General features: G+C 64.1%; 14 protein-coding genes and 1 pseudogene. 11 read left to right on the forward strand and 4 right to left on the reverse strand.

Annotated features, from left to right (window positions below):
* Positions 1–11 precede the first annotated feature (11 nt).
* From ACUYV6_RS11795 to ACUYV6_RS11815, 5 genes and pseudogenes are all read left to right on the forward strand, one after another.
* Positions 12–884 (forward strand): annotated as a pseudogene (locus tag ACUYV6_RS11795) (pseudouridine synthase); the annotation flags it as partial.
* Between the two features lie 534 nt (positions 885–1,418).
* Positions 1,419–2,510 carry a prephenate dehydrogenase gene (locus ACUYV6_RS11800; protein ID WP_449278877.1) on the forward strand — a complete coding sequence of 364 codons (1,092 nt, stop codon included), beginning with the start codon at positions 1,419–1,421 and terminating at the stop codon, positions 2,508–2,510.
* Positions 2,495–3,256, forward strand: coding sequence for a (d)CMP kinase (gene cmk / locus ACUYV6_RS11805; RefSeq protein WP_449278878.1), 762 nt, complete (start codon positions 2,495–2,497; stop codon positions 3,254–3,256). The genes ACUYV6_RS11800 and cmk overlap by 16 nt, the downstream gene beginning before the upstream one ends.
* Positions 3,256–4,818 carry a ribosome biogenesis GTPase Der gene (gene der, locus ACUYV6_RS11810; RefSeq protein ID WP_449278919.1) on the forward strand — a complete coding sequence of 521 codons (1,563 nt, stop codon included), beginning with the start codon at positions 3,256–3,258 and terminating at the stop codon, positions 4,816–4,818. The genes cmk and der overlap by 1 nt, the downstream gene beginning before the upstream one ends.
* A 64-nt stretch (positions 4,819–4,882) precedes the next feature.
* Complete coding sequence (locus tag ACUYV6_RS11815; protein ID WP_449278879.1) at positions 4,883–5,173, forward strand: CBU_0592 family membrane protein; 291 nt, start codon at positions 4,883–4,885, stop codon at positions 5,171–5,173.
* Between the two features lie 74 nt (positions 5,174–5,247).
* Here the strand turns inward: ACUYV6_RS11815 and ACUYV6_RS11820 are convergent, their stop codons facing one another.
* A complete protein-coding gene (locus ACUYV6_RS11820; protein WP_449278880.1) occupies positions 5,248–5,631 on the reverse strand; it encodes a DUF4190 domain-containing protein in 384 nt (127 codons plus the stop codon).
* Positions 5,632–5,774: 143 nt separating this feature from the next.
* On the opposite strand from ACUYV6_RS11820, the gene ACUYV6_RS11825 reads away from it, so the two are divergent.
* Positions 5,775–6,101 carry a hypothetical protein gene (locus tag ACUYV6_RS11825; protein ID WP_449278881.1) on the forward strand — a complete coding sequence of 109 codons (327 nt, stop codon included), beginning with the start codon at positions 5,775–5,777 and terminating at the stop codon, positions 6,099–6,101.
* Between the two features lie 9 nt (positions 6,102–6,110).
* On the opposite strand, the gene ACUYV6_RS11830 is transcribed toward ACUYV6_RS11825, so the two are convergent.
* Both ACUYV6_RS11830 and ACUYV6_RS11835 read right to left on the reverse strand, forming a co-directional pair.
* Positions 6,111–7,658, reverse strand: coding sequence for an MFS transporter (locus ACUYV6_RS11830; protein ID WP_449278882.1), 1,548 nt, complete (start codon positions 7,656–7,658; stop codon positions 6,111–6,113).
* A gap of 57 nt (positions 7,659–7,715) precedes the next feature.
* Entirely contained in the window at positions 7,716–8,288 is a 573-nt protein-coding gene (locus ACUYV6_RS11835) for a TetR/AcrR family transcriptional regulator (protein WP_449278883.1), read from the reverse strand.
* 215 nt (positions 8,289–8,503) lie between these two features.
* Here ACUYV6_RS11835 and aldA point away from each other — a divergent pair, with 215 nt between their 5' ends.
* Positions 8,504–9,994, forward strand: coding sequence for an aldehyde dehydrogenase (gene aldA / locus ACUYV6_RS11840; protein ID WP_449278884.1), 1,491 nt, complete (start codon positions 8,504–8,506; stop codon positions 9,992–9,994).
* 41 nt (positions 9,995–10,035) lie between these two features.
* On the opposite strand, the gene ACUYV6_RS11845 is transcribed toward aldA, so the two are convergent.
* Positions 10,036–11,040: a LysR family transcriptional regulator gene (locus ACUYV6_RS11845; protein ID WP_449278885.1), complete on the reverse strand. Its 1,005-nt coding sequence runs from the start codon at positions 11,038–11,040 to the stop codon at positions 10,036–10,038.
* Between the two features lie 326 nt (positions 11,041–11,366).
* Here ACUYV6_RS11845 and ACUYV6_RS11850 point away from each other — a divergent pair, with 326 nt between their 5' ends.
* The 4 genes from ACUYV6_RS11850 to ACUYV6_RS11865 are packed head-to-tail and all read left to right on the forward strand — an operon-like array spanning position 11,367 to position 15,368.
* Positions 11,367–13,310: an oxidoreductase gene (locus ACUYV6_RS11850; RefSeq protein WP_449278886.1), complete on the forward strand. Its 1,944-nt coding sequence runs from the start codon at positions 11,367–11,369 to the stop codon at positions 13,308–13,310.
* On the forward strand, positions 13,307–14,071 hold the full coding sequence (locus tag ACUYV6_RS11855) for an amino acid ABC transporter ATP-binding protein (RefSeq protein WP_449278887.1): 765 nt from the start codon (positions 13,307–13,309) through the stop codon (positions 14,069–14,071). The genes ACUYV6_RS11850 and ACUYV6_RS11855 overlap by 4 nt, the downstream gene beginning before the upstream one ends.
* Complete coding sequence (locus ACUYV6_RS11860; RefSeq protein WP_449278888.1) at positions 14,068–14,712, forward strand: amino acid ABC transporter permease; 645 nt, start codon at positions 14,068–14,070, stop codon at positions 14,710–14,712. The genes ACUYV6_RS11855 and ACUYV6_RS11860 overlap by 4 nt, the downstream gene beginning before the upstream one ends.
* Positions 14,709–15,368: an amino acid ABC transporter permease gene (locus ACUYV6_RS11865; RefSeq protein ID WP_449278889.1), complete on the forward strand. Its 660-nt coding sequence runs from the start codon at positions 14,709–14,711 to the stop codon at positions 15,366–15,368. The genes ACUYV6_RS11860 and ACUYV6_RS11865 overlap by 4 nt, the downstream gene beginning before the upstream one ends.
* Positions 15,369–15,419: the final 51 nt, after the last annotated feature.

The raw sequence follows: 15,419 nt of genomic DNA on the forward strand, positions 1-15,419 counted from the left end.
TTGAGATCGACATGGCCGAGTGGGGGTGGCCCGCTGAGCGCACTGCAGACCGCAAGGCGGATCGCGGTCAGGACCGCGGTGAGCATCGCGGCGTGGGGCAGAGCGCCGATCATCCCGATGGTCGGCCTGCGCAGGACACCGGCGTGCGCCTGCAGAAGGCGCTCGCTAACGCGGGAGTCGCCTCGCGCCGTGCGTGTGAATCGCTCATCACCGGTGGACGTGTGACCGTGAACGGCGAGGTGCGGCATGAGCTCGGCAGTCGTATCGATCCAGAAGCGGACGAGGTCAGAGTCGACGGCGTCATCGTGCAGCTCGATGCGACGAAGCGGTACTTCGTTCTCAATAAGCCCCGCGGCGTCGTGTCAACAATGCGCGACGAGAACGGCAGGCCGGATCTCCGCGAGTTCACCGACCAGATCGAAGACCGCCTCTACAACGTCGGACGCCTCGACACCGACACGAGCGGCTTGCTCGTGCTCACGAATGACGGCGATCTGGCACACAAGCTCGCCCACCCGAGCTTCGGCGTGCAGAAGACCTATATCGCGAAGGTGCGCGGCCGGGTGACGGCGGCGGTGATCCAACAGTTGAAGGATGGCGTGCAGCTGAGCGACGGCCCGATCCATGCCGATCGAGCCAAACTGTTGCCGGGCGGGGGCGGATCGTCGCGCTCGCTCGTTGAGATCACGCTGCACTCGGGGAGAAACCGCATCGTGCGACGCATGCTCGCGGAGGTCGGGCATCCGGTCGAAGAGTTGGTTCGGCGACAGTTCGGGCCGCTGCACCTTGGCACGCTGCGTGCGGGAGAGATGCGCGAGCTGGCGCCTGCCGAACGCGGGGCGTTGCTGAGTGCGGCCGAAGACGGAGGTTCCACGGCCGGCGGCGCAGGCTCAGCGGGTTCTGGGAAGTCCGGTGCCGGTAAGTCCGGTGCTGGTAAACCGAGCGCCGGCAAGTCCCGGTCGGGCAAGTCGAGTGCTGGCAAGTCACGTTCTGGCAAGTCGAGTGCTGGCAAGTCACGTTCTGGCAAAGCTCAGACGCAGCGCGACGGCGAGATCACGGCAGGGCGTCCCGGTGACGGCAAGGGGGCTCGCGGAATGCGCGGGGTTGCGGCGCGCGGAAACCCGCACGGTCGCCGCTAGCTCGCGGCACCACGTGCACTCGACCCGTGCTCTCTGCAGGGCCTGCTCCCGGCCGCCGCTCCTGGCACGGCGTGCTCCCGACCGCTGCTTCTAGGCCGTGCCCGCGACCAGCACTCTTTCCTTGCACGCGAGATGAGGATCGTGGTTGGTTCACGGGCGTGAAGGAACCACAAGGCGTATCTCGCCGAAGGTAGGTGGCGGGGCTGGTGGGATCCGGAACGCATGAACCTCCACCCGTAGGGCAAACTGGTACGGGTACTGAACGAAAGGCGGCCTGGCATGAATGAGGGGCTCGCGAGCCGAGTGGATCGGCCGGTCCACATCATCGGGACGGGCCTGCTCGGCGCGAGCGTCGGGCTCGGGCTGCGTGAACGCGGCGTCGAGGTGACGCTCGAAGACCGATCGCCGACGTCAGAGGCGCTCGCCGCCGACTACGGAGCCGGTCGTCGACGGACTGCGAAGGATCCTGCCCCCGCCCTGGTCGTCATCGCCACCCCACCCGATGTCACGGCCGATGTCGTGCAGCGGGCGCTCGAGACTTTCCCCGAAGCCGTCGTCACCGACGTCGCCAGCGTCAAGCTCGAGCCGTTCCTCGAACTGCGTCGCCGTGGCGTCGACCTGACGAACTACGTCGGCTCCCACCCGATGGCAGGGCGTGAGCGGGGCGGTGCGATCATGGCGCGGGCCGACCTGTTCGTCGGACGGCCCTGGGTGATCTGCCGTGACCATGAGACTCCGGCGCAGGCGCTCGCCTTGGTCGAAGCCGTTGCTCTCGATCTCGGCGCCGTGCTGCTCGAGATGACGCCTGAGGAGCACGATCGCTCTGTCGGACTCGTGTCGCACCTGCCGCAGGTCGTGTCGAGCCTGCTGGCCGCCCGCCTCGTTCCAGCGAGCGACGAGGCCATCGGGCTCGCTGGTGCAGGCCTGCGCGACACGACACGAGTAGCCTCGAGCGACCCTGAGCTCTGGGTACAGATTCTCGGAGCGAACAGCGAGCCCGTCGTCGAGCTGCTCGACGCGTTCGGGCGAGACGTCGCCGACCTCGCAGATGCGCTCCGCGATCCTGCCCGAACCGGCGCACGCCGCCGCATCGCCGACCTCCTTGCAGCAGGCAATCGGGGTGTCTCGCGCATTCCCGGTAAGCATGGATCGTCTGAACGGTTCACGACGATCACCGTGATCGTGGACGATCGACCCGGGCAGATCGCCCGTCTGCTCACCGAGCTCGGAGAACTGGGCATTAACATGGAAGACTTGCGCCTCGAGCACTCGCCGGGAGCGCAGATCGGCTTCGCCGAGATCGCGGTGCTGCCCGAGGTGGCCGACCTCGCGGTCTCGGGACTCACTGATCGTGGATGGAGAACCCTGTGACCGACACTGCCGCATCAAGCGTCGACGCATCGGTTGCCGAACCCATCCTCGTCGCGATCGACGGCCCCGCGGGGAGCGGCAAGTCGAGTGTCTCTCGAGCCGCCGCCGAGCGGCTCGGATTCGGCATCCTCGATACCGGTGCCGCATACCGCACACTCGCGTGGGCGGCCCTGCGCACCGGCCTTGATCTCGACAACGCTCCGGCAGTAGAGAACCTGCTGGAATCCTGGCGATACGCCATTACCCTGCAGGGCGAGCAGCGGGTGACCGTGCGACTTCCGGCGTTCGATCCCGCGGGCCCTTCGACGCCGATCGACGTCACCTCGGAGATCCGCGACCCTGCTGTCAGTGTGCAGGTGAGTCGCGTGTCGCAGCACCCCGGTGTGCGTGACGGCCTCAACGGCATGTTCCGTCGACTCGTGGCCGAATCCGGTCTGCCCGGAGTCGTGATCGAAGGACGCGACATCACGACCGTCGTTGCTCCGAATGCTCCGGTACGGATCCTGCTCACCGCCTCGCCCGAGGTGCGAGCTCAGCGCCGCGCCGGCGAGCTGCCGGGACTCTCGCCCGAACAGGTGCTTGAGGATCTGCGTGCGCGAGATGAGAAGGACGCCCAGGTGGTCGATTTCTTCACTCCCGCACCCGGGGTGACGCTCGTCGATACGAGCGATCTGGATTTTGAGCAGTCGGTGCAGGCTGTGGTGGATATCGTGAGCGCCCTGCGGGGCGCAGGAGAGAGCGAATGATGAATGAGCAGGATCAGGTCTCCGGTGCCGGCGACTTCGAGGAGACTGCTGGCTTGGATGGGGCTGCTGGCCCTGGCGGGGCAGCTGACAGCGAGGAGGCCGTTGGCTTGGACGACTCCGTCACCGACGAGGAGCGCCTTCGCGCGATGCGCTCGAACCTCGAGGCCTTCGCGCTCGAGGACGAGGACTTTGCGCTTATCGGCGAGGACGGCGAGTTCCTCGGCTTCGCTGAGCCCGGAGCTGAAGCGCTGCCGGTTGTCGCGATCGTGGGACGCCCGAATGTGGGTAAGTCAGCGCTTGTGAATCGCATTCTTGGGCGTCGAGAGGCGGTCGTCGAGGATCTGCCCGGTGTGACACGCGATCGCGTGAGCTATCCCGCCGAGTGGGCCGGCACCCGCTTTACGCTCGTCGACACCGGCGGGTGGGAGCCCGATGCCAAGGGCATCGACGCATCCGTGGCACTGCAGGCCGAGGTCGCGATCGAGCTGTGCGACGCCGTCGTGTTCGTCGTCGACTCGCGTGTGGGACCGACCGCTACAGATGAGCGAGTCGTGCAGCTCTTGCGTCGCACGCAGAAGCCCGTGTTCCTGGTTGCCAATAAGGTCGACGATGCCGTGCAGGAGCCGGAGGCCGCACAGCTCTGGTCGCTCGGCCTCGGCGAGCCGCGACCGGTCTCGGCGCTGCATGGACGCGGTGTTGCCGACCTGCTCGATCGGGTCATTGCAGCGCTGCCGGAAGAATCCGAGGTGGCGCAGCCGAAGTTCGACGGATCACGCCGTGTGGCGATTCTCGGACGACCGAATGTCGGTAAGTCGAGCCTGCTCAATAAGGCGGCGGGTGAGGAGCGCGTCGTCGTGAACGACCTCGCCGGTACGACACGAGACCCCGTGGATGAGCAGGTCGAGATCGCGGGGCGGGTGTGGACCTTTGTGGATACCGCAGGAATTCGACGCCGTGTGCACCTGCAGAAGGGTGCGGACTTCTACGCGTCGCTGCGTACAACTGCGGCGCTGGAGAAGGCCGAGGTCGCGATCGTCGTGCTCGATGTGACGCAGGAGATCAGTGATCAGGATCTGCGCATCATCGACCTGGTGCTCGAATCAGGGCGCGCACTGGTGCTCGCCTTCAACAAGTGGGACCTGCTGGAAGACGAGCGACGCCGCTATCTCGATCGTGAGATCGAGACCGACCTCGACCATGTCGCGTGGGCACCCCGCGTCAATATTTCAGCTCGCACCGGCCGACATCTCGAGAAGCTCGTACCCGCCCTCGAGACGGCCCTCGAATCGTGGGATACCCGCATCCCCACGGCGAAGTTCAACGCTTTCGTCGCAGAGCTCGTGCAGGAGCATCCGCATCCGCTGCGCGGTGGCAAGCAGCCCCGCATCCTGTTCGGTACGCAGGTGCAGAACCGCCCGCCGACCTTCGTGCTGTTCACCTCGGGGTTCCTGGACCCCGGGTATCGCCGCTTCATCCAGCGCCGCCTGCGCGAGCGTTACGGATTCGAGGGATCCCCGATCGTCATCAACATGCGCATCCGTGAGCGCAGGGCTCGACGGTAGTCGCGGCTCCAAGCGACACGCTGCACCACTGGTATCGGATGCTCTCGGGTGAGATGATTCGGGGGTGAACACTGTTGATGCGGTTGGGTGGATCGGCACCACCTGCCTGATCCTCGGGTATGCGCTGGTAAGCGCGCGAGGGAAAGCGCCGGGGCTCGGGTATCAGCTGCTGAATCTCATCGGGGCAACTGGACTCGTCATCAATGCGATCTACCATGGAGCGTTGCCGGTTGTCGGGCTGAACGCGGTGTGGATGGTGATCGGGATCGTTGCGGTTGTCAGACTGCTGGTCGTGCGATCGCGTGAGCGCGTCGAGGCCCAGCCGGGGTCCGCCTCTCTCCCGCCCCGCCGCTGAGTTGCGAGAGTTTGGATGCCTTTGGTGTTCTATCCGCCTGAACAGAACACCAAAGGCATCCAAACTCCCGTCGCTCATGCGATGAACGGTAGGGCCATGAGTCCGAATGCCGCGAAGACGACGACCGCGACGAGACCGAGTGCGAAGAGCGCGAGCATTGCACCGTTCAGGGCAATGCCCCAAGTCGTGAGTGTGCGTTCGGAGGTGCCTCCGCGCAGTGCGAGGATGCCGAGAATCAGGCCGGTGAGCGGGGCGAAGAACGTCCAGCCGGCGGCGATCGAAACCAGGCCGAGTACAAAGCTCGTGATCGCGAAGCCGCGGTAGTCGCTCCGCTCGGGGGGGACCGGCGCTACCTGAGCGTCCTGGAGCGCTGTCGTGTTCTGGAGGTTGCCCTCGGGTGCGTTCGCAGACGCAGCCGCAGTCTCGGTGGGGTGTGCAGTGGTGATGGTGGTCGACATGATGGGAGTTCCTTTTCATTGATCCTGTGACGGGTTTCTCAGTAATTTCAGAGTAGAAGTCACGGATTCCCTGCGGATCGGCCTCCGGTGCCGACCGGGTGGTACTCGGGTACCGACCGGTGAGGAATCGCTAGGCTTGCGGCATGAACGAGAAACTGCGCGCCCTGTACTCGGGCGAAGGCGGGTCAGCACTTCTGCTCGGAACGGTCGCACTGGCGTTCCCACTGCTCGCACTCGGGCTGCGTCGTCTGGGGAAGTTCGTGGAGAGCGCGAACATGGGGATCGCCGACACGTTCTTCCTCACTCCGCTGTCGATCGTGCTGAGTATCGCTTTCGCGTTCCTCGCGATTCGTCAGGCGCGCAGGGTGCGCTTCGTGACCGATGGCGCCGATCAGCGTTGGTTGTTCGCCATCGTGCTCGCGGTCATCGGGGTATTGGTGCTGCCGGTTTCGCTGCTCGCGGGGTGGTGACGGCCGGGCCTAGTGCTCGACGTCGGCGATATCCGTGCCGCGGGGCGTCAGCAGGAATACCGCCAGTGCCACGGCCAGCATCAGGACTCCGCCGGCGATGCCTGTGACCTGCATCGCGTGGGTGAACGCGATGCCGGCGTCGTGTGCGAGTTGCGGGAGCGCGGCCTGATCTGCGTAGGCGGAAGCGGCTCCGATGGATTGCGCAGCATCTTCGGCCGCGGCAGGATTCAGGGCGGAGTAGGCCGCGGTGTTCGAGAACTCCGCCCGGTAGAGCAGGGCTGCGATGGAGCCGAGGATCGCGACCCCGAGCACGGCACCGAGTTCGTACGACGACTCCTCGATCGCACCCGCGTTGCCTGCCTTCTCCACTGGTGAACCCGCCATGATCATGGCTGAGCCGATGGCGAGCGAGCCGTTGCCGGCCCCCACCATCGCGAGGGCGATGAGTACGGTGAAGAGATGCAGCTCACCCGGTTGCAGGCCGATGACCAGCATGCCGAGGCCGGCGATACCGATGCCGCCGGCGAGCACAGCACGAGCACCGATGCGGGCTGCAATCGCCGGGGCGACGAGTGACACGAGTGCGGCTCCAGCGGCTGCGGGGATCAGCCGCATGCCCGCCTCGACGGGGGTCGCTCCGTCGACCGCTTGCAGCCACTGGGCAAGCAGGAGGAGCGCGGCGACGAACGCGAAGGTGGAGCCGAGCGCGGCAAGCACGCCTGCAGAGAAGACACGGTTGCGGAAGAGTCGCAGATCGAGCATCGGGTGCGGGCTGCGGAGGCAGCGAGCAGCGAACCAGGCGAGCAGTGCGGTACCCGCGATGAGCGCGCCCCAGGCCTCGAGCACATCGAATCCCGCGTGCTTGCCAAAGGTCTTGATCGACCACACCAGCAGCGTCATGCCTGCGAGGAAGAGCGCGGCGGCTACCGGATCCCACGGGCCCGGATTCTTGACTCGCGACTCGGGTAGCAAGATCAGGCCGGCGATAATGGCGGCAGCCATGAGTGGGACGTTGATGAGGAACGCCGAATGCCAGGTGAAGTGCTCGAGCAGGAACCCACCGACGAGCGGGCCGACGGCGGCGCCGAGCCCCGCAACGGCGGCCCAGATGCCGAGTGCCTTGGCGCGTTCTGCAGGGTCGGTGAAGATGATTCGGATCAGCGATAGCGTGTTCGGCATGATCATGGCGCCACCGACGCCCAGGAGCGTGCGCAGCGCGATGACCATGGCGGGGGAATCTGCGACGAGCACCAGCAGCGATGCGAGTGCGAAGATCGTGTACCCGAGTGTGAGCATGCGCTTGCGGCCCCAGCGGTCGGCGACCGCGGCAAAAGGCACGAGCAGGCCGGCGAGGATCAGCGAGTAGACGTCGACGATCCAGAGCTGCTGCTCCGCCGTCGGATGGATATCCGCTGCCATCGCGGGAAGCGCGATATTCAGGATCGTCATGTCCATGGTGACGACGAGCAGGCTGGCGGTGAGTACGGCGACGGCCGCCCAGCGTCGGGGAGACGAGAGCGTCGCGGTCGAAGATTTGGGCGTAGTGGTCGAGGTCATGTCTGGGGTCCAGAGGTCAGAAGATCGGGAGGTGTTCCGAAGTGCAGTGAGCTTCAGCTAGTCCTCTTCGGTGAGCGCGCGAATCACTCGGGCGAGATGGGCTCGGTCGAGCGGTTCGTGGTGCAGGCCCGCATGCACGGTGACTCCGTCGAAGTAGACGGCGAGAGCGAGGGCTTGCTCCCGGCCAACGCGAGTTGCGAGTATCTCGACGAGGCGATCGAACCAGCGTCGAGCGAGCGCGCGTCGGGTCGGATCGGTGACACCGGCGTGCATGAGCGCGAGCGCTGAGTGCACCTGCCAAGGTTCGGTGAGGAAATCGTGGATGAGGTCGACGACGGGGTCGGAGTCGAGCGGATGCTCGTCGAGCAACCGCTCGATGCTTGCGAGTTCGTCGTCGATCTCGTCAGCGAGCTGCTTGAGTGCGAGCTCACGCAGCTCGTCGATCGAGGAAAAGTACTGCGTTGTCGACCCGAGTGCCACCCCGGCGCGGGCCGCAACGGCGCGGTGGGTGAGTGCGGGGGTGCCGTGTTCGGTAATGAGTTCGGCTGCGGCGTTCAGGATCGCGCGGCGACGGCCTGCGGGGTCGTGTCGACGCGGAGCGACGTGGGTGGACGTCCGGTCGGTGCTCATGTCGGCCTCTTTCGGTCGAGCTGTTGTGTCGTTCGGGCGGATGGCGTCGCGGCGCACTCGCAGCAATAAGTACAAGTGTACGTATTTATGTACCTCTGTACAAGTTGTCGTTCTGCGATGTCTGGATGCGAACTCACCCGGAGCCGAGGTGCTACCCCAAGCGGAATTCGTGCAAGCCCAACGAAGTGTCGCGGTCAGGTGCTTTTGGTGCCGTGATGAGCAATGAGAGTCTCGCAGTGACCTCCAACGAGGAGGCGGTGTTCAAAGGAGAAACCATGTCCGTGACGTATGAGAATTTTGTTGGTGGGGTGTTCCGGTCGGAGCCTGAGGTGGTTGAGGTGTGGAATCCCGCGACGCGGGAGTTGGTGGGGCGGGTGCCGCGTTCGAGTGCTGAGACAGTTGATCGTGCGGTGGTAGCGGCGCGGGATGCGCAGCCTGGGTGGGGGGCGTTGCCTGCTGTTGAGCGTGCGGGGTATTTGCGTCGGATTGCTGCGTTGTTGCGGGACGAGGTGGAACACTTCGCGGACATTATTGTGCGGGAGCAGGGCAAGACTCGCGCGCTCGCGCGGGTAGAGGCGGGGTTCACCGCGGACTACATGGAGTACATGGCGGAGTGGGCGCGCCGGATCGAGGGAGAGATCATTCCGAGTGATCGTTCGGGTGAGACGATCTTGTTGAATTACAAGCCTGTGGGTGTGGTGGGCGGCATTTTGCCGTGGAACTTCCCGTTCTTTTTGATCGCGCGGAAGATGGCGCCGGCGTTGGTGACGGGGAACACGATCGTGATCAAGCCGGCGGAAGAGACCCCGATCAACGCGTTCGAGTTCGCCCGGTTGGTGGATGCTGCGGGGGTGCCGGCTGGGGTGTTCAACCTGGTCGGGGGGACGGGTCGTGAGGCTGGGGAAGCGTTAGTGGCGCACCCGGATGTGGATCTGATCACATTCACGGGGAGTGTGGCGACGGGGAAGCGGATCATGGAGCTCGCGGCGAAGAACCTGACTCGCGTGAATTTGGAGTTGGGTGGGAAGGCGCCGGCGATTGTGTTGGAGGATGCGGATCTGGATCTCGCGGCCCGGTGTATTTGGGAGTCTCGGGTGATTAACACGGGGCAGGTGTGTAACTGTGCGGAGAAGGTGTTCGTGCAGGCGAGTGTGCATGACGAGTTCGTGGAGAAGTTGCGGGTGTTGTTCGAGGGGACCCGGTTCGGGGATCCTGCGGAGGTGGCGGAGTTGGATATGGGGCCGTTGATCAATGCGGAGAGTCTGGATCGGGTGAGCGCGGTGGTGGAGCGTGCGGTCTCAGAGGGTGCGAAGGTCGTCTGCGGAGGCGCAGTGGCCGATCTCGGCGCCGGATTCCACTACCAGCCGACGCTGCTGACCGGCGCGGAGAACGGGATGGCGGTGATGCGTGAGGAGGTGTTTGGTCCGGTGTTGCCGGTGCAGGCGGTTGCGGATCTGGATGAGGCGATTCGTTTGGCGAACGATTCGGAGTACGGTCTGACGTCGTCGATCTACACGGAGAGTCTGAACTGCGCGCTGCGGGCGATTGATGAGTTGGAGTATGGGGAGACGTATGTGAATCGGGAGAATTTCGAGGCGATGCAGGGGTTCCATGCGGGGCGGAAGCATTCCGGGATCGGTGGTGCTGATGGGAAGCATGGGGTGATGGAGTTTGTGGAGACGCATGTGTCGTATATTCAGCGGTAGCGTGTAGACATCCGGTACCCCCAACGGCCGTACCGGGTGTCCTACCGAGCCGCACCGCCATCCTGCAGCGATGTGCGCCACGAACCAGGTGGGCTGTTCAGGCCGTTCAAGTGCGCGGGCGTGTGCACTGAGCGGTCTGTCAGCATGAGTTCCGTCGTTGCACTGCGCAGCGCCGACCGCATCGCATGCCAGGCAGCTTCAGTGACTCCCGGGGCGCGCACGAGGAGCACCTCACGAAATGCGTCGGGCATCTCGAGACGGCTCGCTGCGATCGCTGGATCCGGTTTGTAGCCGAGTGTGGGCATGATCGAGACGCCGAGCCCGGGAGCGATCAGTGAGTGGAAACTCAGATAGTTCGCCACGTAGTAGCTGATGTTCGGCACGAAACCGGCAGTGGCGCACATCTGGCGGATCATGGCCGTCTCAATGGTGTGCTGCCCTGTCGAGATCCAGCGTTCGTGCTCCAGACCCTCCAGAGACGATATGCCGTTCTTTTCATCGGCGAGAGGATGGTGCTTCGAAGTGAGGAGGAAGAGATCCTCGACCAGCAGCCGTTCGATGTAGAACTCCCTTGGCCAGCGCACCGACAGCGGGGTGTACCGGTAGGTGATTGCGATATCGAGTTCGCCGGATTCCATCAGCGGGATCAAATCGCTGATCTCACCTTCCGAGAGCTGGATATCCACACGGGGATGATCCTCACGGAACATCGAGAACGCGCGCGACACGACTTTCTCCACCACGGTCGCGAAGCTGCCAATGCGCAGGTGCCCTGCTTCTCCGGAGATCTGCGCTCGGATGTCATCTTCGAGCGATCTGATTCGTCCGAGGGTGTCAGTCGCGCGCTCGGCGATAAAGAGGGCCGTCGAGTTCGGGGAGACACCCTGCGGGGCGCGCTCGAACAATTCGACACCGAGAGTGGTTTCGAGTGCGGCGATCTGCTGCGAGACCGCTGAGCCCGTGTACCCGAGCACCCGCCCAGCCTCTGCAAATGAGCCCGTACGCACGACGGCTTGGAGTGTCAGCAGATGAAATGGATTGAGCATGAACGTGCGGGCCTCTCGTGCGCTCCAGCTCATCGATGAGCGAAGCGGGGTCAGGTGCGCACCGTTGCGCCCCGCCACCCAGGGTAGCCCCTTGATCATGGAGTGCGAAGCGCGGAGTCCGTGAGTCAGCGCGGACGTGAGAGCCGTTCACAGGCCGCATGGGCTGACCTCTGCGCACGTGTGATGACCAGTCCAACATTTGCTGGGACTAGGCCAGATCTTTGTCGCTCTCGACGGCTGTCGAGAGCGACACCTCTGCTGTGAGTATGGGCCTACCGGTGACAGACGGTGACACCGATTTCAACGATGAAACGAGGAAGAGCCATATGGTGCGACTCATCGAGCAACCGATCTCCGTGGGTCCGTTCGAGTTGCGAGGCCGGGTGTACCTGCCGGCGCATCAGCCAGGTCTGGCGAAGGACGGGAAGGTCACGGATCGCTACATCGCCTACCATCGGCAGCGCGCCAAGGCAGGGATGGCGATGCAGGTGACCGGTGCGACTCCGGTGGCTCCCTCGTATGAATGGGCTGATATCTGCCTATGGAATATCGATGACTCGGTCATCGAGGGGTACCGCCGACTCGGTGCGGCGGTGCGGGCCGAAGGCGGTCGGATGATCGCGCAGCTCGCGCACCCTGGTCCGTACGAGTCGGAGGGCGCTGAGATCATCGGCGCCTCACGAGACCTTTCCGAAGTCACGCGCCAGGTGGCCCTCGAGGCGACACATGAACAGATCGACCGGGTCATTCAGGAATACGCCGCCGCCGCCGACCGCTGCCGTCGTGGGGAGCTCGACGGAGTCGAGATCAGTATGGCCCACGGGCTGTTCATCGCCTCCTTCCTGTCTCCGCTGACGAATAGGCGCGACGATGAGTTCGGTGGAGACTTCGATCGCAGATTAGAGTTGCCCATTCGACTCCTCGACGCTGTCCGCGAGGCTGTCGGGCGTGATTTGATCCTCGGTATCCGGCTCGGCGCGGATGACATGGTCGAAGGCGGGCTCGACCCCGAAGAAGCCGGCAAGATCGCTGCGGCTCTGGAGTCGCGAGTCGACTACATCAGCGTCATGGTCGGGAACAACAACAGGCTCGAAGCACGGACTCGCCACTGGCCGCCAGACCCGGCGCAGCCAGGGCTTTTTCGGCACGTCGTGCGGACGGTCAAGCAGCATGTACAAAGTGTCCCGGTCGCGGGTGTCGGGCGCATCCTCAGCGCCGATCTTGCCGAAGACATGATTGCGGCAGGGGATGCTGACATGGTCGGTATCGTACGTGCCCAAGTCGCTGACCCGCAGCTGTTGCCGCTATCGCTCGCGGGTCGTGCCGATGAGGTTCGGCCCTGCATCGGTGCAAGTGTCTGCATCAACGCGCTGATTCAGAAGCGCCCGTTGGAGTGCCTCGTGAACCCCGACGTCGCCGACTCTGACGAACTCGTGAACCTCGAACGGATCGATGGGCACCATGCCGTGGTCGTCGGGGGCGGACCCGCAGGACTTGAAGCTGCGCGTCGCCTCCTCGTGCGTGGCGCGCACGTCGTGCTGATTGAAGCCGAGTCGTTCCTCGGCGGACGCATGGCCCAGTGGGGTAAAGCGCCATCACGACCAAGCGCAGTGAAATGGGTGGACTGGTGCGAGCGCATGCTTCGAGCCGGTGGCGCAGACATCCGCCTGGGTCATGCCGCCGACGCTGCGACGATCGTCGAGCTGCATCCAGACACGGTCATTCTGGCGATAGGAGCGGACGACGCGGGGTTCCCCATCGAGTCCGACGGCTCGAGCACCCTGCTCGGCCCACGACAGAGCTTCCGTGTCGATGCTCCTGGAACTCGAGTGGTGGTGTTCGACGCCGTAGGTGCACTGGACGGCGCACTTATGAGCGACTATCTCCATTCCCAAGGGAAGCACGTGACCCTCGTCACCTCCAGAATTCATGCAGGAGAGGGTGAAGGGCTGAACTCGTTGATCCCGATGCTCAGGACACTTGCCGAGAAGGGCATCGAGATACAGGAACGCCGTCGCCCGGTGCGTATCTCGCGGGGAGAGGTGGAGATCGAGGATCTCTTCGGCGTGAGTTCGACCCGCATCGCCGCCGACAGCATGGTCGTTTGGACGGGTGGGGATCCGGATTCGACCTTGTCATCCGAACTCCGGGAGCTCGGGATTGATCCCCTTGTGATCGGTGACCTGCTGCGTCCGAGGCGTGTGCTCGATGCGACAGCCGATGCGAAACGAGTGGCGGATGCCGTCGTCAGAGTAGAGGAGCGAGCATGAGTGCGGACTCGATTCGGCCGGTGATCGAGGTCAACGATCTTGAGAAGCGCTACGGAGACCACATCGTGCTGAACGATGTGAGCCTGCGTGTGCAAGAGGGTGAAGTTGCGGCAATTATTGGCCCCAGCGGTGCAGGCAAGAGCACGATGCTGCGGTGCATCAATCTGCTCGAGACCCCTGATGCTGGGCGGATCCGCGTGAACGATACCGTCATCGAAGCCTCTGAACCATTGCCGCAGAAGCAGCTCCACAAGTTGCGCAGCACCGTGGGAATGGTCTTCCAATCCTTCAACCTTTTTCCCCACCTCACCGTTCTACGAAACGTCACCTTGCCACAGGAACGCGTGCTTGGCAGGTCCAAACGGGACGCCGAAGCTCGTGCCATGGAGCTGCTCGACCGCGTTGGCCTCGCCGACAAGGCCGCTCAGTATCCGAGTCGGTGTTCCGGCGGCCAGCAACAGCGCATCGCCATCGCCCGCGCGCTCGCTGTCGACCCAAAGGTCATGCTCTTTGACGAGCCGACCAGCGCCCTGGACCCAGAGCTCGGGGTCGAAGTGCTCTCAGTGATGCGAGAGCTGGCCAGCGATGGAATGACGATGGTCGTCGTCACCCATGAGATGCAGTTCGCACGTGACGTCTCCGACCACCTTGTCGTCATGGCCGACGGCGGAATCATCGAGCAGGGAGCGGCCGAACAGGTCTTCTCCGACCCGGAGCATCCGCGCACTCGTCAGTTCTTGAAGGCGGTGCTCGAACGATGAACCTCGACGTCTTCCTCACCGTGCTGCAGGGGCTGCCAACGACGATCCTGCTCACGTTGTTCTCTCTCGCAGTGGGAATGGTCGGGGGCATTCCGCTCCTGATTCTCAGGAACTCCCGTTGGCGAATACTCAGCCTGCCCACGCGTCTGCTCATCGAGCTGATTCGAGGAGCCCCACCGATCGTCTGGCTCTTCATCATCTTCTTCGGTCTGCCGCAGCTTGGGGTGAGATTCGACCCATTGACCGCTGCGATCATCGGGATGGGTATCATCTCGTCCACATATCTCTGCGAGATCTACCGCGGTGGCCTCACCGCGGTGCATCACGGGCAGTACGAAGCGTCGACGGCGCTCGGTATGTCTTGGACGAGCATGATGTCGAGGATCGTGGGCCCCCAGGTCGCGCGCATCTCGGTGCCTGCGATCGCCACCTACGGCATCGGGTTGCTGAAGGACTCCTCCATCGCATTCACCATCGGCGTGACCGAGATGATGTACTTCGCCAACACTCAGTCACGCCAGCTTGCCGATGCACTCGGGCCCTTCCTGGTCGTTGCGGCCCTGTACATCCTGCTCTCCCTCGCCGCGGCCTGGGGAGCGCGCGCCCTCGAGACGACGTTGAGAAAGCGGGTCGCACGATGATTGAGTTCTTCACCGAGTGGCTGACGCCACTACCGCGTCTGCTCGGCGGACTATGGGTGAGCCTGAAGCTCACCGGACTGAGTCTGCTCGCAGGGGTCCCACTGGGCCTCATCCTGGCTGTTTTGAACGAGACGCGATCGAAGGCTGTCCGTTCCATCGCCATCGTCCTCGTGGAGATCGGACGCGGCACGCCGGCACTCGTCATGTTGCAGGTCATCTACTTCGGCCTGCCAAGCATCGGTGTCTCGCTCACCTCGTTTCTCTCGGCGGCCGTCGCGCTCGCGCTGACCACCGCCGCGTACACGAGCGAGATCATCAGAGGCGGGCTGCAAGCGGTGCCGCAGGGCGAGATCGAGGCAGCGCAAGCCCTGAGCATGAACTCGCGGGACACACTGCGGTTCATCATCATTCCTCAGGGGTTCCGCGTCGCGCTGCCTGCACTCATGGGCTTCGCAATTCTCATATTCCAAGGCACATCGCTCGCCTACACGGTTGCGCTGTCCGAGTTGCTCGGCACTGCGTACTCCATCGGCTCTTCGACTTTCAAATACCTGGACGTACTGATTCTCGCGGGCTTCCTGTATGCGGCGATCACGATTCCGGCGAGTTACATGACCGAGCGCGTCGAGAAGCGCCTGGGCAGGCATGCCCACTGATTCCTCTACCCATCACCCCAACACCCAACCAATTCACTGTGAAATGGAGAA

This window comes from Leucobacter sp. GX24907 (genome assembly GCF_053567335.1).

Bases quoted from the DNA above. Each gene is read 5' to 3' on its own strand.
- ACUYV6_RS11845 (WP_449278885.1), bottom strand. From the start codon at position 11,040: ATGCTCAATCCATTTCATCTGCTGACACTCCAAGCCGTCGTGCGTACG.
- cmk (WP_449278878.1), top strand. From the start codon at position 2,495: ATGGAGAACCCTGTGACCGACACTGCCGCATCAAGCGTCGACGCATCG.
- ACUYV6_RS11865 (WP_449278889.1), top strand. From the start codon at position 14,709: ATGATTGAGTTCTTCACCGAGTGGCTGACGCCACTACCGCGTCTGCTC.
- ACUYV6_RS11800 (WP_449278877.1), top strand. From the start codon at position 1,419: ATGAATGAGGGGCTCGCGAGCCGAGTGGATCGGCCGGTCCACATCATC.
- ACUYV6_RS11860 (WP_449278888.1), top strand. From the start codon at position 14,068: ATGAACCTCGACGTCTTCCTCACCGTGCTGCAGGGGCTGCCAACGACG.
- ACUYV6_RS11855 (WP_449278887.1), top strand. From the start codon at position 13,307: ATGAGTGCGGACTCGATTCGGCCGGTGATCGAGGTCAACGATCTTGAG.
- ACUYV6_RS11820 (WP_449278880.1), bottom strand. From the start codon at position 5,631: ATGTCGACCACCATCACCACTGCACACCCCACCGAGACTGCGGCTGCG.
- aldA (WP_449278884.1), top strand. From the start codon at position 8,504: ATGAGCAATGAGAGTCTCGCAGTGACCTCCAACGAGGAGGCGGTGTTC.
- ACUYV6_RS11835 (WP_449278883.1), bottom strand. From the start codon at position 8,288: ATGAGCACCGACCGGACGTCCACCCACGTCGCTCCGCGTCGACACGAC.
- der (WP_449278919.1), top strand. From the start codon at position 3,256: ATGAATGAGCAGGATCAGGTCTCCGGTGCCGGCGACTTCGAGGAGACT.
- ACUYV6_RS11830 (WP_449278882.1), bottom strand. From the start codon at position 7,658: ATGACCTCGACCACTACGCCCAAATCTTCGACCGCGACGCTCTCGTCT.
- ACUYV6_RS11825 (WP_449278881.1), top strand. From the start codon at position 5,775: ATGAACGAGAAACTGCGCGCCCTGTACTCGGGCGAAGGCGGGTCAGCA.
- ACUYV6_RS11850 (WP_449278886.1), top strand. From the start codon at position 11,367: ATGGTGCGACTCATCGAGCAACCGATCTCCGTGGGTCCGTTCGAGTTG.